Origin of the sequence: Burkholderia sp. SIMBA_051, assembly GCF_046534915.1 — a bacterium.
GTDB lineage: Bacteria > Pseudomonadota > Gammaproteobacteria > Burkholderiales > Burkholderiaceae > Burkholderia > Burkholderia ambifaria.
Genome location: NZ_JAWRXS010000004.1, coordinates 102,605 through 122,984, shown reverse-complemented (window position 1 = coordinate 122,984; position 20,380 = coordinate 102,605). Strand labels below are relative to the sequence as shown.

14 protein-coding genes are annotated in these 20,380 nt (G+C 66.9%); 12 read left to right on the top strand and 2 right to left on the bottom strand.

The window, feature by feature from the left end:
- Window positions 1–208 precede the first annotated feature (208 nt).
- From SB771_RS10925 to SB771_RS10905, 5 genes are all read left to right on the top strand, one after another.
- On the top strand, window positions 209–1,513 hold the full coding sequence (locus SB771_RS10925; protein ID WP_175660730.1) for an MFS family transporter: 1,305 nt from the start codon (window positions 209–211) through the stop codon (window positions 1,511–1,513).
- 360 nt (window positions 1,514–1,873) lie between these two features.
- Window positions 1,874–3,793, top strand: coding sequence for a rhomboid family intramembrane serine protease (locus tag SB771_RS10920; RefSeq protein ID WP_175660731.1), 1,920 nt, complete (start codon window positions 1,874–1,876; stop codon window positions 3,791–3,793).
- Between the two features lie 180 nt (window positions 3,794–3,973).
- On the top strand, window positions 3,974–4,789 hold the full coding sequence (locus tag SB771_RS10915; RefSeq protein WP_175660732.1) for an ABC transporter substrate-binding protein: 816 nt from the start codon (window positions 3,974–3,976) through the stop codon (window positions 4,787–4,789).
- 124 nt (window positions 4,790–4,913) lie between these two features.
- A complete protein-coding gene (locus SB771_RS10910; RefSeq protein WP_175660733.1) occupies window positions 4,914–5,636 on the top strand; it encodes an amino acid ABC transporter permease in 723 nt (240 codons plus the stop codon).
- A gap of 2 nt (window positions 5,637–5,638) precedes the next feature.
- A complete protein-coding gene (locus SB771_RS10905) occupies window positions 5,639–6,364 on the top strand; it encodes an amino acid ABC transporter permease (RefSeq protein WP_175660734.1) in 726 nt (241 codons plus the stop codon).
- A gap of 63 nt (window positions 6,365–6,427) precedes the next feature.
- On the opposite strand, the gene SB771_RS10900 is transcribed toward SB771_RS10905, so the two are convergent.
- Window positions 6,428–7,705: a M23 family metallopeptidase gene (locus SB771_RS10900; RefSeq protein WP_175660735.1), complete on the bottom strand. Its 1,278-nt coding sequence runs from the start codon at window positions 7,703–7,705 to the stop codon at window positions 6,428–6,430.
- A 329-nt stretch (window positions 7,706–8,034) separates the two neighbouring features.
- Window positions 8,035–8,682 (bottom strand): TetR family transcriptional regulator, encoded by a 648-nt coding sequence (locus SB771_RS10895; protein WP_006753787.1) that lies wholly within the window; start codon window positions 8,680–8,682, stop codon window positions 8,035–8,037.
- A gap of 151 nt (window positions 8,683–8,833) precedes the next feature.
- On the opposite strand from SB771_RS10895, the gene SB771_RS10890 reads away from it, so the two are divergent.
- The 7 genes from SB771_RS10890 to SB771_RS10860 all read left to right on the top strand — a co-directional run bounded on the left by SB771_RS10890 (window position 8,834) and on the right by SB771_RS10860 (window position 20,337).
- Window positions 8,834–10,021 carry a MexX/AxyX family multidrug efflux RND transporter periplasmic adaptor subunit gene (locus SB771_RS10890; protein ID WP_175660736.1) on the top strand — a complete coding sequence of 396 codons (1,188 nt, stop codon included), beginning with the start codon at window positions 8,834–8,836 and terminating at the stop codon, window positions 10,019–10,021.
- Between the two features lie 18 nt (window positions 10,022–10,039).
- Window positions 10,040–13,177 (top strand): multidrug efflux RND transporter permease subunit, encoded by a 3,138-nt coding sequence (locus tag SB771_RS10885; RefSeq protein WP_175660737.1) that lies wholly within the window; start codon window positions 10,040–10,042, stop codon window positions 13,175–13,177.
- On the top strand, window positions 13,177–14,634 hold the full coding sequence (locus tag SB771_RS10880) for an efflux transporter outer membrane subunit (RefSeq protein ID WP_175660738.1): 1,458 nt from the start codon (window positions 13,177–13,179) through the stop codon (window positions 14,632–14,634). Before SB771_RS10885 ends, SB771_RS10880 begins: the two co-directional genes overlap by 1 nt.
- A gap of 833 nt (window positions 14,635–15,467) precedes the next feature.
- Window positions 15,468–15,980 carry a fimbrial protein gene (locus SB771_RS10875; protein ID WP_011656811.1) on the top strand — a complete coding sequence of 171 codons (513 nt, stop codon included), beginning with the start codon at window positions 15,468–15,470 and terminating at the stop codon, window positions 15,978–15,980.
- A gap of 122 nt (window positions 15,981–16,102) precedes the next feature.
- Complete coding sequence (locus SB771_RS10870) at window positions 16,103–18,556, top strand: fimbria/pilus outer membrane usher protein (protein WP_175705026.1); 2,454 nt, start codon at window positions 16,103–16,105, stop codon at window positions 18,554–18,556.
- Window positions 18,557–18,571: 15 nt separating this feature from the next.
- Window positions 18,572–19,318 (top strand): molecular chaperone, encoded by a 747-nt coding sequence (locus SB771_RS10865; RefSeq protein WP_175660739.1) that lies wholly within the window; start codon window positions 18,572–18,574, stop codon window positions 19,316–19,318.
- Window positions 19,315–20,337: a fimbrial protein gene (locus SB771_RS10860; protein ID WP_175660740.1), complete on the top strand. Its 1,023-nt coding sequence runs from the start codon at window positions 19,315–19,317 to the stop codon at window positions 20,335–20,337. The genes SB771_RS10865 and SB771_RS10860 overlap by 4 nt, the downstream gene beginning before the upstream one ends.
- Window positions 20,338–20,380: the final 43 nt, after the last annotated feature.

Here is a 20,380-nt window from a genome sequence, read left to right as displayed (position 1 = left end):
GGACGCCAGCCTGACGGCTGGCGTTTTCATATGACGAACGGGTCGAACGAGAAAATTTTTCTACATCCGGACGAACCCGGAAAGCCTGTTACTTTACATTTCGCTAAAATCCCGTAGCGCCGTGGCACCGGAACCGGTGCCACGTCGACCGCACGCGGCGGCCCCTGGTCGTCTCGCCTAGAAAGCACTAAAAGGAACAGACCAACCCATGGACGTCCAGACCGACCAAGCTGCGCTGTCCGCGCATGACACCCGGCGGCGCGTGTTCGCCATCGTCGGCGCCTCATCGGGCAACCTCGTCGAGTGGTTCGACTTCTACATCTACTCGTTCTGCGCGCTGTACTTCGCGCCGGCGTTCTTCCCGAGCGGCAACTCGACGACGCAGCTGCTGAACACGGCCGGCGTGTTCGCGGCCGGCTTCCTGATGCGTCCGATCGGCGGCTGGCTGTTCGGCCGCATCGCCGACCGTCACGGCCGCCGCGCGGCGATGATGATCTCGGTGCTGATGATGTGCGGCGGCTCGCTCGTGATCGCGGTGCTGCCGACCTATGCGCAGATCGGCGCGCTTGCGCCGGCGCTGCTGCTGGTCGCGCGTCTGTTCCAGGGGCTGTCGGTGGGCGGCGAATACGGGACGAGCGCGACCTACATGAGCGAGGTCGCGCTGAAGGGGCGGCGCGGCTTCTTCGCGTCGTTCCAGTACGTGACGCTGATCGGCGGCCAGCTCTGCGCACTGCTGGTGCTCGTGATCCTGCAGCAGACGCTGTCGACTGACGAACTGAAGGCGTGGGGCTGGCGCATTCCGTTCGTCTGCGGCGCGGCGGCCGCGCTGATCTCGCTGTACCTGCGCAAATCGCTCGACGAGACGTCGACGAGCGCATCGCGCGACAAGAAGGACGCGGGCACGATCCGCGGCGTGTGGCAGCACAAGGGCGCATTCTTCACGGTGGTCGGCTTCACGGCCGGCGGCTCGCTGATCTTCTACACGTTCACGACGTACATGCAGAAGTACCTGGTGAACACGGCCGGCATGCATGCGAAGACGGCCAGCAACGTGATGACCGTCGCGCTGCTCGTCTACATGCTGATACAGCCGTTGTTCGGTGCGCTGTCCGACAAGATCGGCCGCCGCACGTCGATGATCCTGTTCGGCACGTTCGCGGTGATCGGCACGGTGCCGCTGATGCACGCGCTGAAGACGGTGACGAGCCCGACGGCCGCGTTCGTGCTGATCACGATCGCGCTGGCGATCGTCAGCTTCTACACGTCGATCAGCGGCCTCATCAAGGCCGAGATGTTCCCGCCCGAAGTGCGCGCGATGGGCGTCGGCCTGTCGTATGCGGTCGCGAACGCGCTCTTCGGCGGCTCGGCCGAGTACGTCGCGCTGTGGTTCAAGTCGGTCGGCAGCGAGGAAACCTTCTACTGGTATGTGACGGCGCTGTGTGCGGTGTCGCTGATCGTGTCGTGGCGGATGCGCGACCCGAGCAAGGAAGGGTATCTGCGTCACGAGCCGTGATCGACGGGGCAACCCGCCTGCCGCTTCGAGCGGCTTGAAACAATGGAACGGCGCTCCGCCACGCAGGCGGCGCGCCGTTTTTTCATGGGCGGCGCGTTCGCATCGCCGCGTGCTAGCGCATCGCGCGCCGCGCGATATCGATATCGCAATCGCTTCGTTGTCCGCCGCCGGCGATGCTTTTATTCTGAACCCGTAGTTCGTGTGACACCTCCTTGACTGGGATTCGCGCCCGCTGCATGCAGCGGGCGTTTTTTTTATTCCCGGTTCGCCGACCGGCCTCGTCACACGCTCGTTGCTTGCGGGACGCGAAATATAATGGCGCTCGCGCGGCTCACGCGCGATAACCCATACAAGATCCCGATGAGAGAACAACATTCTTCCAGGCCGTGGTTGACCATTCTGCTGGCCGTCGTCAATACCGTGATATTCGTGCTGATGTGGCGACAGGCGTCGTACGGCTCGCTATCGAACGCGTTGCTGCTCGACTGGGGCGCGAACTTCGCGCCGTACACGCTCACCGGGCAGCCGTGGCGGCTGCTGACCAGCGCGTTCCTGCACGGCAGCTGGATCCATCTCGCGCTGAACATGTACATGCTGGTCGTGCTCGGCACCATGCTCGAACGCGCAGGCGGCACGCTCCGGTTCGGCGTCGCATATCTTCTGTCCGCGCTCGGCGGCTCGTTGCTGAGCGCGCTCTGGCATGGCTATCACGAAGTCGGCAGCACCACCTTTGCGTTCGGCGTCGCGCTGGCGTCCAGCGGGATCCGGCCGGTCGTGAGTGTTGGTGCGTCGGGCGCGCTGATGGGACTGGCGGGCGCGGCCGCGGCATTCGCGCTGCAACGCCGACGCGACAGCGCAGGCGATGCGCCGGTTGCCATCAACCTCGGCGCGCTCGGGCAGGTGATCGCGATCAACCTGGGCTCGGGCTTCCTCATCTCCGGTATCGATCAGGCCGCGCATCTCGGCGGCGTGGTCGTCGGATTCATCGCCGGCTGGCTGATGTACGGGGCCGGCCGCTCGATGCGCGTCGCCGTGCCGCTCGTGCTCGCGGTGCTCGGCAGTGCGGCGATGTTGTTCGCCGCGCAGCGGGCGGGCAGCGAGGAACTGCAAGGCTGGCGTGACGCGACCCACCGCGACGTCGAGCGCGACGCCGCGAAGCGCCACGCGCAACAGCAGGCGGCCGCGATTGCCGAGCAGATCCGCGACGACGAGCAACACCGTCCGACGCCCGTGTCGGCCGAGCAGGCGGCAGGCACCGTCGTACCCGTCGGCAAGTGGCCATACGCGATGGTGCTGGGCGCATCGGGCAAACGCCTGTACGTGACCGACAACGACCGGAACACGCTCGTCGTCGTCGACGTCGAGCGGCACGAGGTCGTGCGCACGATCACAGGCGAGCCGTTCGCGACGGGGCTCGACGGCTGCCCGGGGAACATGTGCCGCGGCCGCGGCGCGAGCGGCGTGTACGTGAGCCCCGACGAGCGCTACGCGTATGTTGCGTCGATGCGCGAGAACGGCCTCGCGCGCATCGACCTGAACAGCGGTGCGATCGTCGATGGCGTGACGCTCGGACGCTTTCCGCGCGCAATCGTTGCGTCCGCATCCAACGACAGGCTGTACGTGCTGAACAGCGTCGACGACACGATTTCCGTCGTCAGTCTCGCGCACTGGCCGCAGGTCATCGCGACGCTGCGGCTCGGCGATCACGATGCATCGGGCGTCGAGTTCGGCCGTGCGCTGTCGATGTGGCTGTCGCCCGACGGCCGGCGGCTGTATGCATACGCGATGCAGAAGGGCGCGATCGTCGCGTTCGATACGGCGACGAATGCGCAGGTAGCGACCTATCCGGTCGATTCGGATTTCATCCAGGCTCAGCTTGGCGAGAAGGGCGCGGGCATCTGGGTCTACAACAAGTCGTCAGTTCAGTGGCGGGATGCGTCGAGCCTTGCCGTACGCGACAGTTATCCGGTCTGCCAGGAGTCGATGCACAGCTTCGACGGCAGCGGTGACGGCTCGCTGATCGCCGTGACCGGCTATGACGACAAGCCGATGCGCGTGATCAAGACCGCCACGCGTCGTACCGTCGGCGAGTTTCCGGTCGCGGGCGGCGTGTCGCAGGTGATCTTCGCGCCGGATCACAAGACGCTGTTCGCGCTCGGCGCAGCCGGCACGCTGTCGTTCCTGCGCATGGACCGTTCGCTCGATTACCTGCAGGACGGCGGTGACGGCGAGTTCCTGTGCGCGGCGTCCGTGGCCGCCACCGACGACGATAGCGAATGACCGCGAGCGCGGGTGCGCGTCATCACAAAACCCGCAGAGCAAAGCACCATTTGTTGGTTCGGAATCGCCGCACGCGCTGATACGTTAGCGGCTTCGCGACGACACACCACGTCGCGATGTTCCTCGAACCGGGCCGCCGCGCGATCCGCGGCGGCCTTCATAACAAATCAGGTCGTGCTCATGAAATTCCACACGCTCGCTACGTGGCTCGTCGGAGCTGCGCTCGTTACCGCAGGCACCGTCGCGCATGCGGACCGTCTCGACGACATCAGGAAGGCCGGTGTGCTGCGCGTCGCAACGTTCGACAGCAACCCGCCATTTGGCTATGTCGACGGCAAAAGCAATCACATCGTCGGCCTCGACGTCGATTACGCGAAGGCGCTCGCCGACAAGCTCGGCGTAAAGTTGCAACTGCAACCGACCAACCCCGCGAACCGCATTCCGTTCCTGACCTCCGGCAAGGTCGACCTGGTGCTCGCCAACTTCACGATCACCGACGAGCGCGCGAAGCAGGTCGACTTCAGCATCCCGTACTTCTCGTCGGGCCAGCAGTTTCTCGCGAAGAAGGGCGTGCTGAAATCGGCCGACCAGTTGAACGGCCTGCGCGTCGGCGCGGACAAGGGCACGACGAACGAGATCACGCTGCGCGAGAAGTATCCGAAGGCGACGATCGTCGCGTACGACGACACGCCGTTCGCGTTCGCCGCGCTGCGCGCCGGCAACGTGCAGGCGATCACGCAGGACGGACCGAAACTGATCGGCCTGCTCGCGAACGTGCCCGACAAGCAGAACTACGAGATTCCGGCGTTCACGATCTCGAACGACTACATGGGCGTCGGCGTGCCGAAGGGCGAGACGCGCTTGCTCGGCTTCGTGAACGACACGCTGAAGGGGCTCGAGGCAAACGGCCGCGCGGGGCAGATCTACGACGCGTGGTTCGGGCCGGCGACGAAGACGCCGCTCACGCGCATCTTCCGGATCGGCGACCGGAGCTGAGTCGCGCGCCGCGTGCGCCATCTGCGCCGCGATCCGCCGCCGGCTGTGCCGGGATGCGCGGGTCGCGGCGCTTTGCGCTTGCTTCCATCTTCTTTCGCATTTTTCAGCGACCGCACACAACAGCATGCTCGGCTTGGCTCCCAAATATCTGTCCTGGCTCTGGCAGGGCTTCCTGCTGACGCTTGGCCTCGCGGCCGCGTCGGCGCTCGCCGCGACCGTCGGCGGGCTGCTGCTCGCCGTCATGCGGCATGCACGCGGCAGGGCATTGCGCACGGTAGCGGCCGGCTACGTCGTCGCGTTCCGCAATACGCCGCTGCTCGTGCAATTGCTGTTCTGGTACTTCGGCGTCGCGTCGTTGCTGTCCGAGACGTGGATCACGTGGCTGAACGCGCGTCATGAACTGAGCGCGGGCCCGCTCACGCTCGCGTGGCCGTCGTTCGAGTTCGTCGCCGGTTGGGTCGGGTTGAGCGCCTACACGGCCGCGTTCGTCGCCGAGGAATGCGAAGCCGGATTGCGCGGCGTGCGCCGTGCGCAACACGACGCGGCCGCGGCGCTCGGCCTCACGCCGATGCAGTCGCTGCGCTACGTGGTGCTGCCGCAGGCCGTGCGCATCGCGCTGCCGCCGCTGTTCGGTCAATACATGAATCTCGTGAAGAACTCGTCGCTCGCGATGGCGATCGGCGTCGCCGAGCTGTCGTATGCGTCGCGGCAGGTCGAGACGGAGACGTTCAAGACCTTTGCCGCGTTCGGTGTCGCGACCGTGCTGTACGTCGCCGCGGTGGCCGCGATCGAGGCCGGCGCCTACGCGGCCACGCAATGGCGCGACCGGCTCGGGGCGGGGCGTTGACGATGGATGTGTCGCTGCTGCTCGACAATCTGCCGTACCTGCTCGTCGGCGCGTTCCCGGACGGTCCGCTCGGCGGCGCCGCGCTGTCGCTCGTGCTGGCGATCGCGTCGGCCGTCGCGTCGGCGGGGCTGGGGGTGGCGCTCGGCGTCGCGATGGCGCTCGCGCGCGGGCCGCTGCGCGTGCTGCTGCTCGCGTTCATCGGCTTCTTTCGCGCGATTCCGGTGCTGATGCTGATCTTCTGGACGTATTTCCTGCTGCCGATGCTGCTGCACGTGGATGTGCCGGGGCTCGCGACGGTCGTGTGTGCGCTGGCGCTGATCGGGGGCGCGTATCTCGCGCATGCGGTGCATGCGGGCATCGTCGCGGCCGGCGACGGGCAGTGGCAGGCCGGGCTGTCGCTCGGGCTCACGCGCTGGCAGACGGTGCGCTACGTGCTGCTGCCGCAGGCGATCCGGATCATGACGCCGTCGTTCATCAACCAGTGGGTCGCGCTCGTGAAGGACACGTCGCTTGCGTATATCGTCGGCGTGCCGGAACTGTCGTTCGTCGCGACGCAGGTGAACAACCGGCTGATGGTGTATCCGGCGCCGATCTTCCTGTTCGTCGCGGCGCTTTACCTGGTGCTGTGCACGTCGCTCGACGGCGCGGCACGCTGGCTGTTGTCACGTCGCCCAGGTGCGGCGCGCATCGCGCAGGCCGCGGCCGAACGCACGGAACCCGTGCGGTGACGGCGGGCCGCGTCGCCGCTGAGCGAGCAGCGACGGGCGTGATGGTGCGTTAGCGCGTCGGCGTCAGGACGCGCTGTAGTGCGTATTGAAGACCGCACGCAACGTCGACGAGTCGGTCGCGAAGTCGCCCCACAGCGGGCCGTCGTTTTGCGCGAACGCGAACGGCGACGTCTTGATCGACGCGAGGCGGAAGCGCCATTGCGCCGCTTCCTGGCGGAACGCGGTGCGCTGCATGTCGGACAGCCCCGTCTGCGCGTTCGCGAGCGCGACGAGCGGATCGACCGGATCGTTCGCGACGCGCACCTCGAAGTGCAGGTGCGGGCCGGTGGCCGCGCCGGTCATGCCGACCGAGCCGATGCGCTGGCCTTGTTTCACGGTTTCGCCCGTCTTCAGCCCGCGCGCATACGCGGACAAATGAGCGTAGTAGGTCGAATAGCCGTCCGCGTGATCGACGATCACGTAGCGGCCGTAGCCGTCCGGATCGGTGCCGACGAACGACACGACGCCATCGGCCGCCGCGTTGACGGGCGTGCCGGACGGCGCGGCGAGATCGACGCCCGTATGGAACGCCATCGCCTGCGACAGCGGGTGCACGCGTTCGCCGAAGAACGAGCTGATGCGCGTCCACTTGACGGGCATCGTGAACGCGGCCGCCTCGAGCGGCGCGCCGTCGAGCGTGTAGTACGCGCCGTGGTCGGCGCCCGGCGCGCGGAACCAGATCGCACCGAACGTGCGGCCCGCGACGCGCAGCTCGAGCGCGGTGAGGTGCGGCGTGCCGTTGTTCGTGTCGTACGCGATGCGGTAGTAATCGCCGCGCTGCGCGCTGGCGCGCATCGCGACCTTGCCGGTGACGAGATCGCCGAGCTGGATGCGCACCTCGGGCGGCACGTCGAGACGGTTCAGCGTATCGGACAGCGTGAGCTCGATGTCGCCGGCGCGCATCCCGTGCTGCGTTTCGGGCGCCGCGAACTGGAACAGGCTCGCATAGCCGAGCATATCGTTGCGGTGCGCGCTGAGCGGCGCGAACAGGCCCGGCTGCGGGCTGCGGTCGCCGTGTTCGTCGAGTTCGTGGCGCTCGCCGAGCGTGCGCGCGAGCTCGCTCGTCACGAAATGCTGCGCGGTGGGAAACGGCGTGTCGGACAGCACGCGCTGCGGCAGCGCAGCCGTGCCCGAATCGACGGCGCCCGGCAGTTGCGAGACGGCCGGCAGCGCGGCGGCGAGACCGAAGGCGGCGAGGGCGCCGAGCACGGCGGCCGGCACGAGCGCGCGCACGAGGCGCTGCGCGCGCCCGGGCGCGAAAGCATCAGGAATTGCGGCAGGCTTGACCAAAGGTGTCCACATCCAGGAAAACGGTTCAAAGAGGTGTGGGCAGGAGCCATCGGCGGCCCATCCGTCGGGTGACGACGGTGGCGGGCGATGGGCGTGCAACAAAACAGGCCCCGCCAGGGGCCTGTGTCGTTTCCGTTCGACCCAACTTGCGGGATGCCCGCTTCGAACGGCGGCGTGAACTTTCCGGGTCGAACCCGGATTATCACGAAGACGCTAAAGAAAGATGACAGCGTCAGTCTACCGATGTTCCGCGAAATGTTAAAAATTTTAAAGAGGGTCAGCGTATTCGTTTCGCACTGCGGTAAATCGGGTTAAATCAGCATTTATTGCGCGGCTTCTCGTCAGGCAGGCAATTTTTGCGCACGCACGCGCAGTGCGCTGGAGGTCCTGACTGCGTCGAAACCGGCGTCCAGCATCGCTTCCGCGTCGTTCCACAGATTGCCGCGCAGGCGGTTGGTCCAGATCATCGACGCGAACACGCCTTCGAGCAGCGACACGAGATGGACGGCCGCCAGGTGCACGTCGAGATCGGCGGCGATTTCGCCGGCCGCGATCGCCCGGCGCAGCAGCGCCTTCGTGATGCGCAGCATCTGCAGCTCCAGCAGCATGCGGCGCCGTTGCAGCGCGCCGTTCTCCTCGCTCTGCTCGCACTTCGTATAGAGGATCACCAGCACGCGCTGCATCGAGCCCGGCTCCCCGCATTGCTGCAGGTAGTGCGACGCCGCGCGGCGCAGCGTCGCGAACGCGGGCAGGCTGTCGACCGCGTCGAAGCCTTCCGAGGTCCGCGCGAACGCGCGGTCGCACAGCGCGAGACACACTTCCATCTTGTTGCGGTAGTGGCCGTAGACGGCGCCCCGCGACATCCCGGCGGCCTCGGCGAGGTCCGCCATCGCGGTTTGCGCGACGCCTTTTTCGAGCAGGACCAGCTCGGCGGCGTCGAGGATCCGGTGCTTGATGGCGAGCGATTCTTCCCGGGTCTTGCGGGCCATGGCGTGAATTTCCTTACAGTTCGCTGTCGTTTTATTGAGACAGTGTGGCGGTTGCGGGGCAACCGGATGTATTTAATCAGTCGTGACTGATTATAATCGACCACCCTGAGCCGCCGCATTGTATCGACGGCGAACGTTTCCGAGGTCACACATGAATAACAAACGCTCCCTCGTGCGCCGCCTCCGGCTGGCGCCCGTCGCGCTCGCGGCCATGCTGGCCGTGGCGGGATGCGGAAAGGGCGACAAGGACAAGGCGCCGGAGGCCATTCAGAACGCGACGGTCGTGACGGTGCGTCCGACGGCCGTGCCGATGACCGTCGAATTGCCGGGCCGGCTCGACGCGTATCGGCAAGCGCAAGTGCGCGCACGGGTCGCGGGCATCGTCACCGCACGGACTTACGAGGAAGGCCAGGAAGTGAAGCAGGGCGCGGTGCTGTTCCGCATCGATCCCGCGCCGCTGAAGGCCGCGCGCGATGCCGCGCAGGGTGCGCTCGCGAAGGCGCAGGCCGCCGCGCTCGCGGCGAGCGACAAGCGCCGCCGCTACGACGATCTGGTGCGCGACCACGCGGTCAGCGAGCGCGATCACACCGAGGCCGTCGCCGACGACACGCGGGCGAAGGCCGACGTCGCTTCCGCGAAGGCCGAACTCGCACGCGCGCAGCTACAGCTCGACTATGCGACCGTCACCGCGCCGATTTCGGGCCGCGCACGACGCGCGCTCGTCACCGAAGGCGCGCTCGTCGGCCAGGACCAGGCGACGCCGCTCACGACCGTCGAGCAGCTCGATCCGATCTACGTGAATTTCTCGCAGCCGGCGGCCGACGTCGACGCATTGCGTCGCGCGGTGAAGAGCGGGCACGCGACGGGGATCGCGCAGCACGACGTCACGGTGACGCTGCGGCGCGCCGACGGCACCGCGTATCCGCTGAAGGGCAAGCTGCTGTTCAGCGATCTCGCGGTCGATCCGACCACCGATACCGTCGCGATGCGCGCGCTGTTCCCCAACCCCGAGCGCGAGCTGCTGCCGGGCGCGTATGTGCGGATCGCGCTCGACGCGGCGGTCGACCAGCGGGCGATCCTCGTGCCGCGCGATGCGCTGCTGCGCACGGCCGAGCGCACGTCGGTGCGCGTGGTCGGCACGAACGGCAAGGTGAAGGACGTCGAGGTCGTCGCCGACCAGATGAGCGGACGCGACTGGCGCATCACGCGCGGCCTGTCGGGCGGCGAGCGCGTGATCGTCGACAACGCCGCGCAGTTCGCGCCCGATACCGCCGTCAAGCCCGTCGAGCAGGCATCGCCGACGAAGGCCGCGCAACCGGCGGCCGCCCGTCAAACCTGACCGGTTCAATAGACCAACATGGCACGTTTCTTCATCGATCGCCCCGTCTTCGCGTGGGTGATCGCACTCTTCATCATGCTCGGCGGCGCGTTCGCGATCCGCGCGCTGCCCGTCGCGCAATACCCGGACATCGCGCCGCCCGTCGTCAGCATCTATGCGACGTATCCGGGAGCGTCCGCGCAGGTCGTCGAGGAATCGGTGACCGCGCTGATCGAGCGCGAAATGAACGGCGCGCCGGGGCTGCTGTATACGTCCGCGACGAGCAGCGCCGGGGCCGCGTCGCTGTACCTGACGTTCAAGCAGGGCGTCAACGCCGATCTCGCGGCCGTCGAAGTGCAGAACCGGCTGAAGACGGTCGAGGCGCGGCTGCCCGAACCGGTGCGGCGCGACGGCATCCAGGTCGAGAAGGCCGCGGACAACATCCAGCTCGTCGTGTCGCTCACATCGGACGACGGCCGGATGACCGACGTGCAGCTCGGCGAATACGCGTCGGCGAACGTCGTGCAGGCGCTGCGCCGCGTCGACGGCGTCGGCAAGGTGCAGTTCTGGGGCGCCGAATACGCGATGCGGATCTGGCCCGATCCGGTGAAGCTGGCCGGTCACGGCCTCACCGCGTCGGACATCGCGTCGGCCGTGCGCGCGCACAACGCGCGCGTGACGGTCGGCGACATCGGCCGCAGCGCGGTGCCGGACAGCGCGCCGATCGCGGCGACCGTGTTCGCCGATGCGCCGCTGAAGACGCCGGCCGATTTCGGCGCGATCGCGCTGCGCACGCAGCCGGACGGCTCCGCGCTCCACCTGCGCGACGTCGCGCGCATCGAGTTCGGCGGCAACGACTACAACTATCCGTCGTACGTGAACGGCAAGGTCGCGACCGGCATGGGCATCAAGCTCGCGCCGGGCTCGAACGCGGTGGCGACCGAGAAGCGCGTGCGCGCGACGATGGACGAGCTGTCCGCATATTTCCCGCCGGGCGTGAAGTACCAGATCCCGTACGAGACGTCGTCGTTCGTGCGCGTGTCGATGAACAAGGTCGTCACGACGCTGATCGAGGCCGGCGTGCTGGTGTTCCTCGTGATGTTCCTGTTCATGCAGAACCTGCGCGCGACGCTGATCCCGACGCTCGTCGTGCCGGTCGCGCTCGCGGGCACGTTCGGCGTGATGTACGCGGCCGGCTTCTCGATCAACGTGCTGACGATGTTCGGGATGGTGCTCGCGATCGGCATCCTGGTCGACGATGCGATCGTCGTCGTCGAGAACGTCGAGCGGCTGATGGTCGAGGAGGGCCTCGGGCCCTACGACGCGACCGTCAAGGCGATGCAGCAGATCAGCGGCGCGATCGTCGGGATCACCGTGGTGCTGACGTCGGTGTTCGTGCCGATGGCGTTCTTCGGCGGCGCGGTGGGCAACATCTACCGGCAGTTCGCGCTGTCGCTCGCGGTGTCGATCGGCTTCTCGGCGTTTCTCGCGCTGTCGCTCACGCCCGCGCTGTGCGCGACGCTGCTCAAGCCGGTGTCCGGCGACCATCACGAGAAGCGCGGCTTCTTCGGCTGGTTCAACGGCTTCGTCGCGCGTTCGACGCAGCGTTATGCGACGCGCGTCGGCGCGATGCTGAAGAAGCCGCTGCGCTGGCTGGTCGTGTACGGCGCGCTGACCGCGGCCGCGGCGCTGATGCTCACGCAACTGCCGAGCGCGTTCCTGCCCGACGAGGACCAGGGCAACTTCATGGTGATGGTGATCCGGCCGCAGGGCACGCCGCTCGCGGAAACGATGCAGAGCGTGCGCGAGGTCGAATCGTATATTCGCCGCGACGAGCCGGCCGCGTACACGTTCGCGCTCGGCGGCTTCAACCTGTACGGCGAAGGGCCGAACGGCGGGATGATCTTCGTCACGCTGAAGAACTGGAAGGAGCGCAAGGCCGCGCGCGATCACGTGCAGGCGATCGTCGCGCGCATCAACGAGCGCTTCGCGGGCACGGCGAACACCACGGTGTTCGCGATGAACTCGCCGGCGCTGCCCGATCTCGGCTCGACGAGCGGCTTCGACTTCCGGCTGCAGAACCGCGGCGGGCTCGACTACGCCGCGTTCAGCGCCGCGCGCGAGCAACTGCTCGCGGCGGGCGGCAAGGATCCGGCGCTCACCGACGTGATGTTCGCCGGCACGCAGGACGCGCCGCAGCTGAAGCTCGACATCGATCGCGCGAAGGCGTCGGCGCTCGGCGTGTCGATGGACGAGATCAACACGACGCTCGCGGTGATGTTCGGCTCCGACTATATCGGCGACTTCATGCATGGCACGCAGGTGCGCCGCGTGATCGTGCAGGCCGACGGGCTGCACCGGCTCGATCCGGCGGACGTGCAGAAGCTGCGCGTACGCAACGCGGGCGGCGAGATGGTGCCGCTCGCGGCGTTCGCGACGCTGCACTGGACGCTCGGGCCGCCGCAGCTCACGCGCTACAACGGTTATCCGTCGTTCACGATCAACGGCTCGGCCGCGCCCGGGCACAGCAGCGGCGAAGCGATGGCCGCGATCGAGCGGATCGCCGCGAAGCTGCCGGCCGGCATCGGCCACGCGTGGTCGGGGCAGTCGTTCGAGGAGCGGCTGTCGGGCGCGCAGGCGCCGATGCTGTTCGCGCTGTCGGTGCTCGTCGTGTTCCTCGCGCTCGCGGCGCTGTACGAGAGCTGGTCGATTCCGTTCGCGGTGATGCTGGTCGTCCCGCTCGGCGTGATCGGCGCGGTGCTCGGCGTCACGCTGCGCGCGATGCCGAACGACATCTATTTCAAGGTGGGGCTGATCGCGACGATCGGGTTGTCTGCAAAGAACGCGATTCTGATCGTCGAGGTCGCGAAGGACCTGGTCGCGCAGCGCATGTCGCTCGTCGACGCCGCGCTCGAGGCCGCACGCCTGCGGCTGCGACCGATCGTGATGACGTCGCTCGCGTTCGGCGTCGGCGTGCTGCCGCTCGCGTTCGCGTCGGGCGCCGCATCCGGCGCGCAGATGGCGATCGGCACCGGCGTGCTCGGCGGCATGATCACGGCGACGGTGCTCGCGGTGTTTCTCGTCCCGCTGTTTTTCGTGATCGTCGGCCGCCTGTTCGACGTCGGCCCGCGCCGGCGCGGCGGCGCGCAGCCGGCGACGATGGAGGGTTCGCAGTGATGTTTGCATTGAATGCATGGGCCGCACCGAGGCTTCCGCTCGCGCTGGCCGCCGTGCTCGCGCTCGCGGGCTGCTCGCTTGCGCCGCGTTACGAGCGGCCGGCGGCGCCGGTGCCGGCCAGCTATGCGACGGTCGATGGCGACACGCAGCAGGGCGTCGGCCCGGCTTCGACGGCCGACGCCGCGCTGCTCGACGACTGGCGCGCGTATTTCACCGATCCGGCGCTGCAGGCATGGATCGATGCCGCGCTCGCGAACAATCGCGACTTGCGGATCGCGGCCGGCCGGCTCGACGAAGCGCGTGCGCTGTACGGCGTGCAGCGCGCGGACCTGATGCCGTCGGTCGACGCGAATCTCGGCTACGAACGCACGCGCCAGTACGACCCGGTCGTGCGCGAGAGCGCGGTGAGCGGGCTGTATCGCGCGGGCGTCGGCGTCAGCGCGTACGAGCTCGACCTGTTCGGCCGCGTGCGTAGCCTGTCGGATGCGGCGCTCGCCGAGTATTTCGCGACGGCCGACGCGCAGCGCACGGTGCGCATCGGCGTGATCGCCGAAGTCGCGGGGGCGTACGTGTCGGAGCGATCGTTGCGCGAGCAACTGGCGCTGGCCCAGCGCACGCTCGACGCGCGCGAGCGCATCGCCGCGCTCACGCAGCGCCGCTACGCGGCCGGCACGAGCGACGCGATCGAACTGCGTTCGGCCGAGATGCTGGTCGCGTCCGCGCGCGCATCGCAGGCCGCGCTGCAGCGCGAGCATGCGCAATCGGTGCGCGCGCTGCAATTGCTCGCCGGCGATTTCGCGCGCGGCGTGCCCGCCGACGGCACCGCGCTCGACACGCTCGCGATCGCGCCGGTGGCGCCCGGCGCGCCGAGCGCGCTGCTCGAACGGCGGCCGGACATCCGGCAGGCCGAGTCGCGGCTCAAGGCCGCGAACGCGCAGATCGGCGCCGCGCGCGCGGCATTCTTCCCGCGCGTCGCGCTGACCACCGACTACGGCTCGGTCAGCGATGCGTTCTCGACCCTGTTCGCGGCCGGCACGAGCGTGTGGACGTTCGCGCCGCGCATCACGCTGCCGATTTTCGCGGGCGGTCGCAATCGCGCGAATCTCGACGTCGCGAGTGCGCGCAAGCACATCGCGGTCGCCGAGTACGAGAAGACCGTGCAGACCGCGTTTCGCGAAGTGGCCGATGCGTTCGCTGCGCGCGACTGGATCGATCGCCAGCTCGCCGCGCAGCAGGACGTCTACGCGGCCGACGGCGCGCGGCTGAAACTCGCGCAGCGCCGCTATGCGGGCGGCGTCGCGACGTATCTCGAACTGCTCGACGCGCAGCGCAGCACGTACGAGTCCGGGCATGAGCTGATCCGGCTCAAGGCGCTGCGGCTCGCGAATGCGATTGCGCTGTATCGTGCACTGGGCGGCGGCTGGGCGCCGGCAACCGCTGGCGAAGCTGCCGCGTGATGGCTTGACCGGCATCGGCCAGGTGGCGGCGGCGCATCGCGATGCGTCGCCGCTGCCGCGGTCGGTGTTGCCGCTGTCGGGTCACCGGCCACGATCGACGACACGTGCATGCGCGCTTCGTCGACTCCGTTTTTCCTCCACGCAGTCGGGTTGAAGGGCCGCCTTCCACTCGACTCGCATCCCGGCGACCGATCGCGTCGCCGCCGGCCTCCGATCGTGCCGGACTTCCTCTTATTCCGACTCCATCCAGTGCCGCGGATGTCGTTTTGGCGCGCACGGCTTTACACGCCGCTTTAATCCAGGGTTGACGATTCGATTAATTCGCGCATTGCGAACAATAAGAGGCGACAAAGTGTCGCGGTAAAACGTTTGTGCGAATTTCGCAATCGTTTGCGCGAAAATTTCGCGGCATTGAATATTGCTCGTTAATTTCCTGCCAGTTGAAAATCATCGAATGCTTTCGTTGCGATAGGACAACGATGGCGGAATCGGACTGAGTTTTGGCATTTCACGTCGGGTATCTCGAAAGGCTATGTCCAGCAAGGAGAAGCGGGGAGTTTTCAAGCCCGAAAAGGAAATGTCTTTAATTTTCAGTTGGTTCCGGAAAATAAAAAAGGACTGCGGACGAAAATATCGGAATTGACTGCCGGCAGGAGGGATTGGGTTTTGAAACCCATAAAACGAAGATTGTCATTGAGATTTGACAATGATTTACAAAATCCCTTCACGCTTATCTCGATAATGCCGCCTCGTGTCGGACGGAAGCCAACCACACGCTGCCTTTTGTATCCGCCACGTCGTCTGTTCCCTTTGCAATTCTCACGGAAAACGTCATGAAAAAATCCCTCCTGAGCGCGGTCGCACTCGCAGCCCTGTCCACCTCGGCCTTCGCAGCGGGCACCGGCACGATCAACTTCACGGGCGAGATCGTCGCGGGCGCATGCGGCATCGATTCGAACTCCGTCAACCAGACCGTGCAGCTCGGCAAGGTGCCGACCAACAAGTTCAAGCAAGCCGGCGACAAGTCGGACGCGGTGTCGTTCGACATCAAGCTGACCGACTGCGACACCAGCATCGCGCAGAACGCGTACTTCACGTTCACGGGCACGTCGAGCGCGGGCCAGCCGAAGCTGCTCGCAACGATCGGTTCGGCAACCAACGTGGGCATCCGCCTGCAGTCCGCATCGGGTGAATACCTCGACAACGGCGCCGAACAGAAGGCGCCGACTCTGCTGCAAAACGGCACGAACATCGCACGCTTCGCGGCGATGTACGAAGCCACGGCCGCCGGCGTGACGCCGGGTACGGCCGACGGCGTTGCCAACTTCACGGTCCGCTACCAGTAAGCGGCCGTATCGGAGAAGGGGTGTGCACACCCTTTCTCCGTCTTCCTTTCCTTCACGTCTCTACTTCCTCGGATTTCCGGTAGCGCCGCGTGCGAATCAGACATTCCTTCCTTTGCGTCTGCGTGCTGGTCGTCGGCAGCCCGAGCCATGCGACGGAATTCAATTCGTCGTTTCTCGACATCGACGGCACGAGCAATGTCGACCTGTCGCAGTTCTCGCAGCCCGACTTCACGCTGCCGGGCGAGTACATGCTCGACGTGCAGGTCAACGACCTGTTCTACGGGCTGCAGGCGATTCAGTTCATCGCGCTCGACGCATCCGGCGCGGGCAAGCCGTGCCTGCCGCCGGAACTCGTCGCGCGGTTCGGGCTGAAACCGTCGCTCGCGAAGGACCTGCCGCGCTTGCAGGGCGGACGTTGCGTCGATCTCGGCGCGATCGAGGGCGCGACCGTGCGTTACCTGAAGAGCGACGGACGGCTGAAGATCACGATTCCGCAGGCCGCGCTCGAATTCACCGATTCGACCTACCTGCCGCCGTCGAGCTGGTCCGACGGGATTGCCGGCGCGATGCTCGACTATCGCGTGATCGCGAACACGAACCGCAACTTCGGTTCGGGCGGCGGACAGACGAATTCGATCCAGGCCTATGGAACGATCGGCGCGAACTGGGATGCATGGCGCTTGCGCGGCGACTACCAGGCGCAGTCGAACGTAGGCAACACGGCGTATGCGGACCGCACGTTCCGCTTCAGCCGGCTTTACGCGTTTCGCGCGCTGCCGTCGATCCAGTCGACGGTGACGTTCGGCGACGACTACCTGAGCTCGGACATTTTCGACACGTTCGCGCTGACGGGTGCGTCGATCCGCAGCGACGATCGCATGCTGCCGCCTTCGCTGCGCGGCTATGCGCCGCTGATCTCGGGCGTCGCGCGCACCAACGCGACCGTGACCGTGTCGCAGGCGGGCCGCGTGCTGTACGTGACGCGCGTGTCGCCGGGCGCGTTCGCGCTGCAGAACATCAACACGAGCGTGCAGGGCACGCTCGACGTCACGGTCGACGAAGAGGACGGCAGCGTGCAGCGCTTCCAGGTGACGACGGCCGCGGTGCCGTTCCTCGCCCGTACCGGACAGCTGCGCTACAAGGCCGCCGTCGGCAAGCCGCGGCAGTTCGGCGGCGCCGGCATCACGCCGTTCTTCGGGTTCGGCGAGGCCGCGTACGGGTTGCCGTTCGACGTCACGTTGTACGGCGGCTTCATCGCCGCGTCGGGCTATACGTCGATCGCACTGGGCGTCGGCCGCGATTTCGGCACGTTCGGCGCGGTATCGGCCGATGTCACGCATGCGCGTGCCCACCTGTGGTGGAACGGCGCGACGCGCAACGGCAACTCGTATCGCATCAATTATTCGAAGCACTTCGACGGGCTCGACGCGGACGTGCGCTTCTTCGGCTATCGCTTCTCCGAACGCGAGTACACCAACTTCGCGCAGTTCTCGGGCGACCCGACCGCGTACGGCCTCGCGAACAGCAAGCAACGCTACTCGGCGACGATGTCGAAGCGCTTCGGCGACACGTCGACCTATTTCTCGTACGACCAGACGACCTACTGGGCCCGCGCGTCGGAGCAGCGCGTCGGCCTCACGCTCACGCGCGCATTCTCGATCGGCGTATTGCGCAACCTGAACGTCAGCGTGTCGGCGTTCCGCACGCAAAGCGCGGGCGCGAGCGGCAACCAGTTCTCGGTGACCGCGACGCTGCCGCTCGGCGGCCGCCACACCGTCACGTCGAACCTGACGACGGGCAGCGGCAGCACGAGCGCGAACGCGGGCTACATCTACGACGATCCGGCCGGCCGCACCTACCAGATCAACGCGGGCGCGACCGACGGCCGCGCGTCGGCGAACGCGAGCTTCCGCCAGCGCACGTCGACTTACCAGCTGAGCGCGCAGGCGTCGACGCTCGCCAACGCGTATGCGGCCGCGTCGCTCGAAGTCGACGGCTCGCTCGTCGCGACGCAGTACGGCGTGTCCGCGCATGCGAACGGCAACGCGGGCGATACGCGGCTGCTGGTATCGACCGACGGCGTGCCCGACGTGCCGCTGTCCGGCACGCTCACGCATACCGACTCGCGCGGCTATGCGGTGCTCGACGGGATCTCGCCGTACAACGTGTACGACGCGACCGTCAACGTCGAGAAGCTGCCGCTCGAGGTGCAGGTGTCGAACCCGATCCAGCGCATGGTGCTGACCGACGGCGCGATCGGCTTCGTGAAGTTTTCCGCCGCGCGCGGCAGCAACCTGTATCTGACGCTGACCGATGCGGCCGGCAAGCCGCTGCCGTTCGGCGCATCCGTGCAGGACGCGGCGAACGGCAAGGAGCTCGGCATCGTCGGCGAAGCCGGCGCCGCGTTCCTGACCCAGGTGCAGCCGAAATCCGCGCTGGTGGTGCGGGCAGGCGAACGCACGCTGTGCGCGGTGAATGCACTGCCGAACCAGCTTCAACTCGAAGGCACGCCGATTCCGGTGACGTGCCAGCCGCCCGGCGAGTCGCATGCAGCGGCCGCACGGGTCGACCGATGATTTCACGGATCCCGCATGAACCCTGTTTTCTCTCTTTCCTTCCCGCGCCGAGCATCGTGCATGCTGGCCGTGGCCAGCGCGCTGCTCGCCGGCGCCGCGCACGCGGCGATCGTGCCGGACCGCACGCGCGTGATCTTCAACGAAGGCGAACCGGCCGCGATCGTCACGATCACCAACAAGAGCACGACGTATCCGTATCTCGTGCAGTCATGGCTCGAGGACACGCGCGGCAACAAGATCACGTCGCCGCTGATGGTCGTGCCGCCGCTGCAGCGCGTCGAGGCGAACGAGCGCAACGTGCTGCGCATCGCGAAGCTGCCCGGGGCCGCGCTGCCGGCCGATCGCGAATCGGTGTTCTATCTGAACATCCGCGAAGTGCCGCCGAAGACCGATACGCCGAACACGCTGCAGATCGCGCTGCATACGCAGATGAAGCTGTTCTATCGGCCGAAGGGAGTGCAGCCGGCGCGCGACGAGGACTGGACGCTGCCGATGACGCTGCGCGTCGACGCGGCCGCGCACCGGCTCGTGTTCGACAATCCGACGCCGTATCACGTGACGGTGGTCGACGTGACGGCGGGCGCGCAGAAGACGCCGGTGCCGATCGAGCCCGTGATGGTGGACCCGATGAGCACGGCCGACGTGCCGTTCAAGGCCGCGACGCCGTCGACGCTGTTCATCACGCATATCGACGATTACGGCGGCCAGGTGGCGGTCGAATATGCGTGTGACGCGGGGGCTTGCAAGAGCGTGAAGCGATGAGCGGCGCCGTGCATGAACGGCACATGCCGGCGGCATGGTTGCGCTGGATCGTGCTCGCGTTGTTCGTTGTGGCGGCGCAGCCCGCGTGGGCGTTGCGGTGCCTCACCAACAGCGGCGCGACCTCGCTGACCGAGCCGATCGGCGGCGTGGCGTCGTATCCGACCGACGCGCCGGACGGGTACGTGATCTGGGTTTCTCCGGTGCGCACGACGACGGGGTATTGCTACAAGGATCTCGGTGACGCCGGCAGCCTGAGAGTCGTCGACAACATCTATTTCTACGCGAACCCGAATCGCACGGACCCGGCCGCGTGGGGGCTCGAGATCGGCATCCGCTACCGCGGCATCGACTATTTCGACAAGACGAGCAATCGCGGCGGCGGCGTGTTTACCGGCTATTCGGTGCCGCCGTGCAGCCGGTACGATTTCGACCGCGGGCGGTGCCAGCAGACCCGCATCAGCATCGACTATCAGGTCGTCGTGCGCAAGAAGGGCAACTGGGTCCAGCCACCGAGCGACATCTACACGGTCTTCCAGTTCGACGGCGAGTTCGGGCTCAATGCGTACAGCCCGAGCTTCCAGTACCGGCTGAGCGGCCTGCGCAACCTCAAGCCGACGCCGTGTTTCGTCGACGTGCTCGTCACGCCCGAACCGGGCGTCGTCAACTTCGGGCAGGTGCAGGCGGCCGGTAACGGCTTCATGCCGGCGGTGCCGCGCAAGCGGTTCTCGTTGTCATTGACCAAGAAATGCAACGTCGCGGTGCGGGTCGACGGGTATTTCGAAACGAGCTTTCCGGTGCAGAACGGCTTGCTGGTGCCGGCGAAGGACAGCAATTTCGGTATCGGCATCGAGGACAGCCAGGGCAAGGCCATTCCGTTCAATCAGCAGTTCACGCTGGCGCAGTTCGCGTCCAACGTGATGAATCAAAGCGTGTTGATGGACGCGGTGCTGAAATCGTTCGGTCCGCCGAAGATCGGGCGATTCGATGCGACCGCAACGATCCGGTTGTTCATCTATTGACGCGACGTGCCACCTGCACGCGATGAAAAAAAGCGCCGGCATG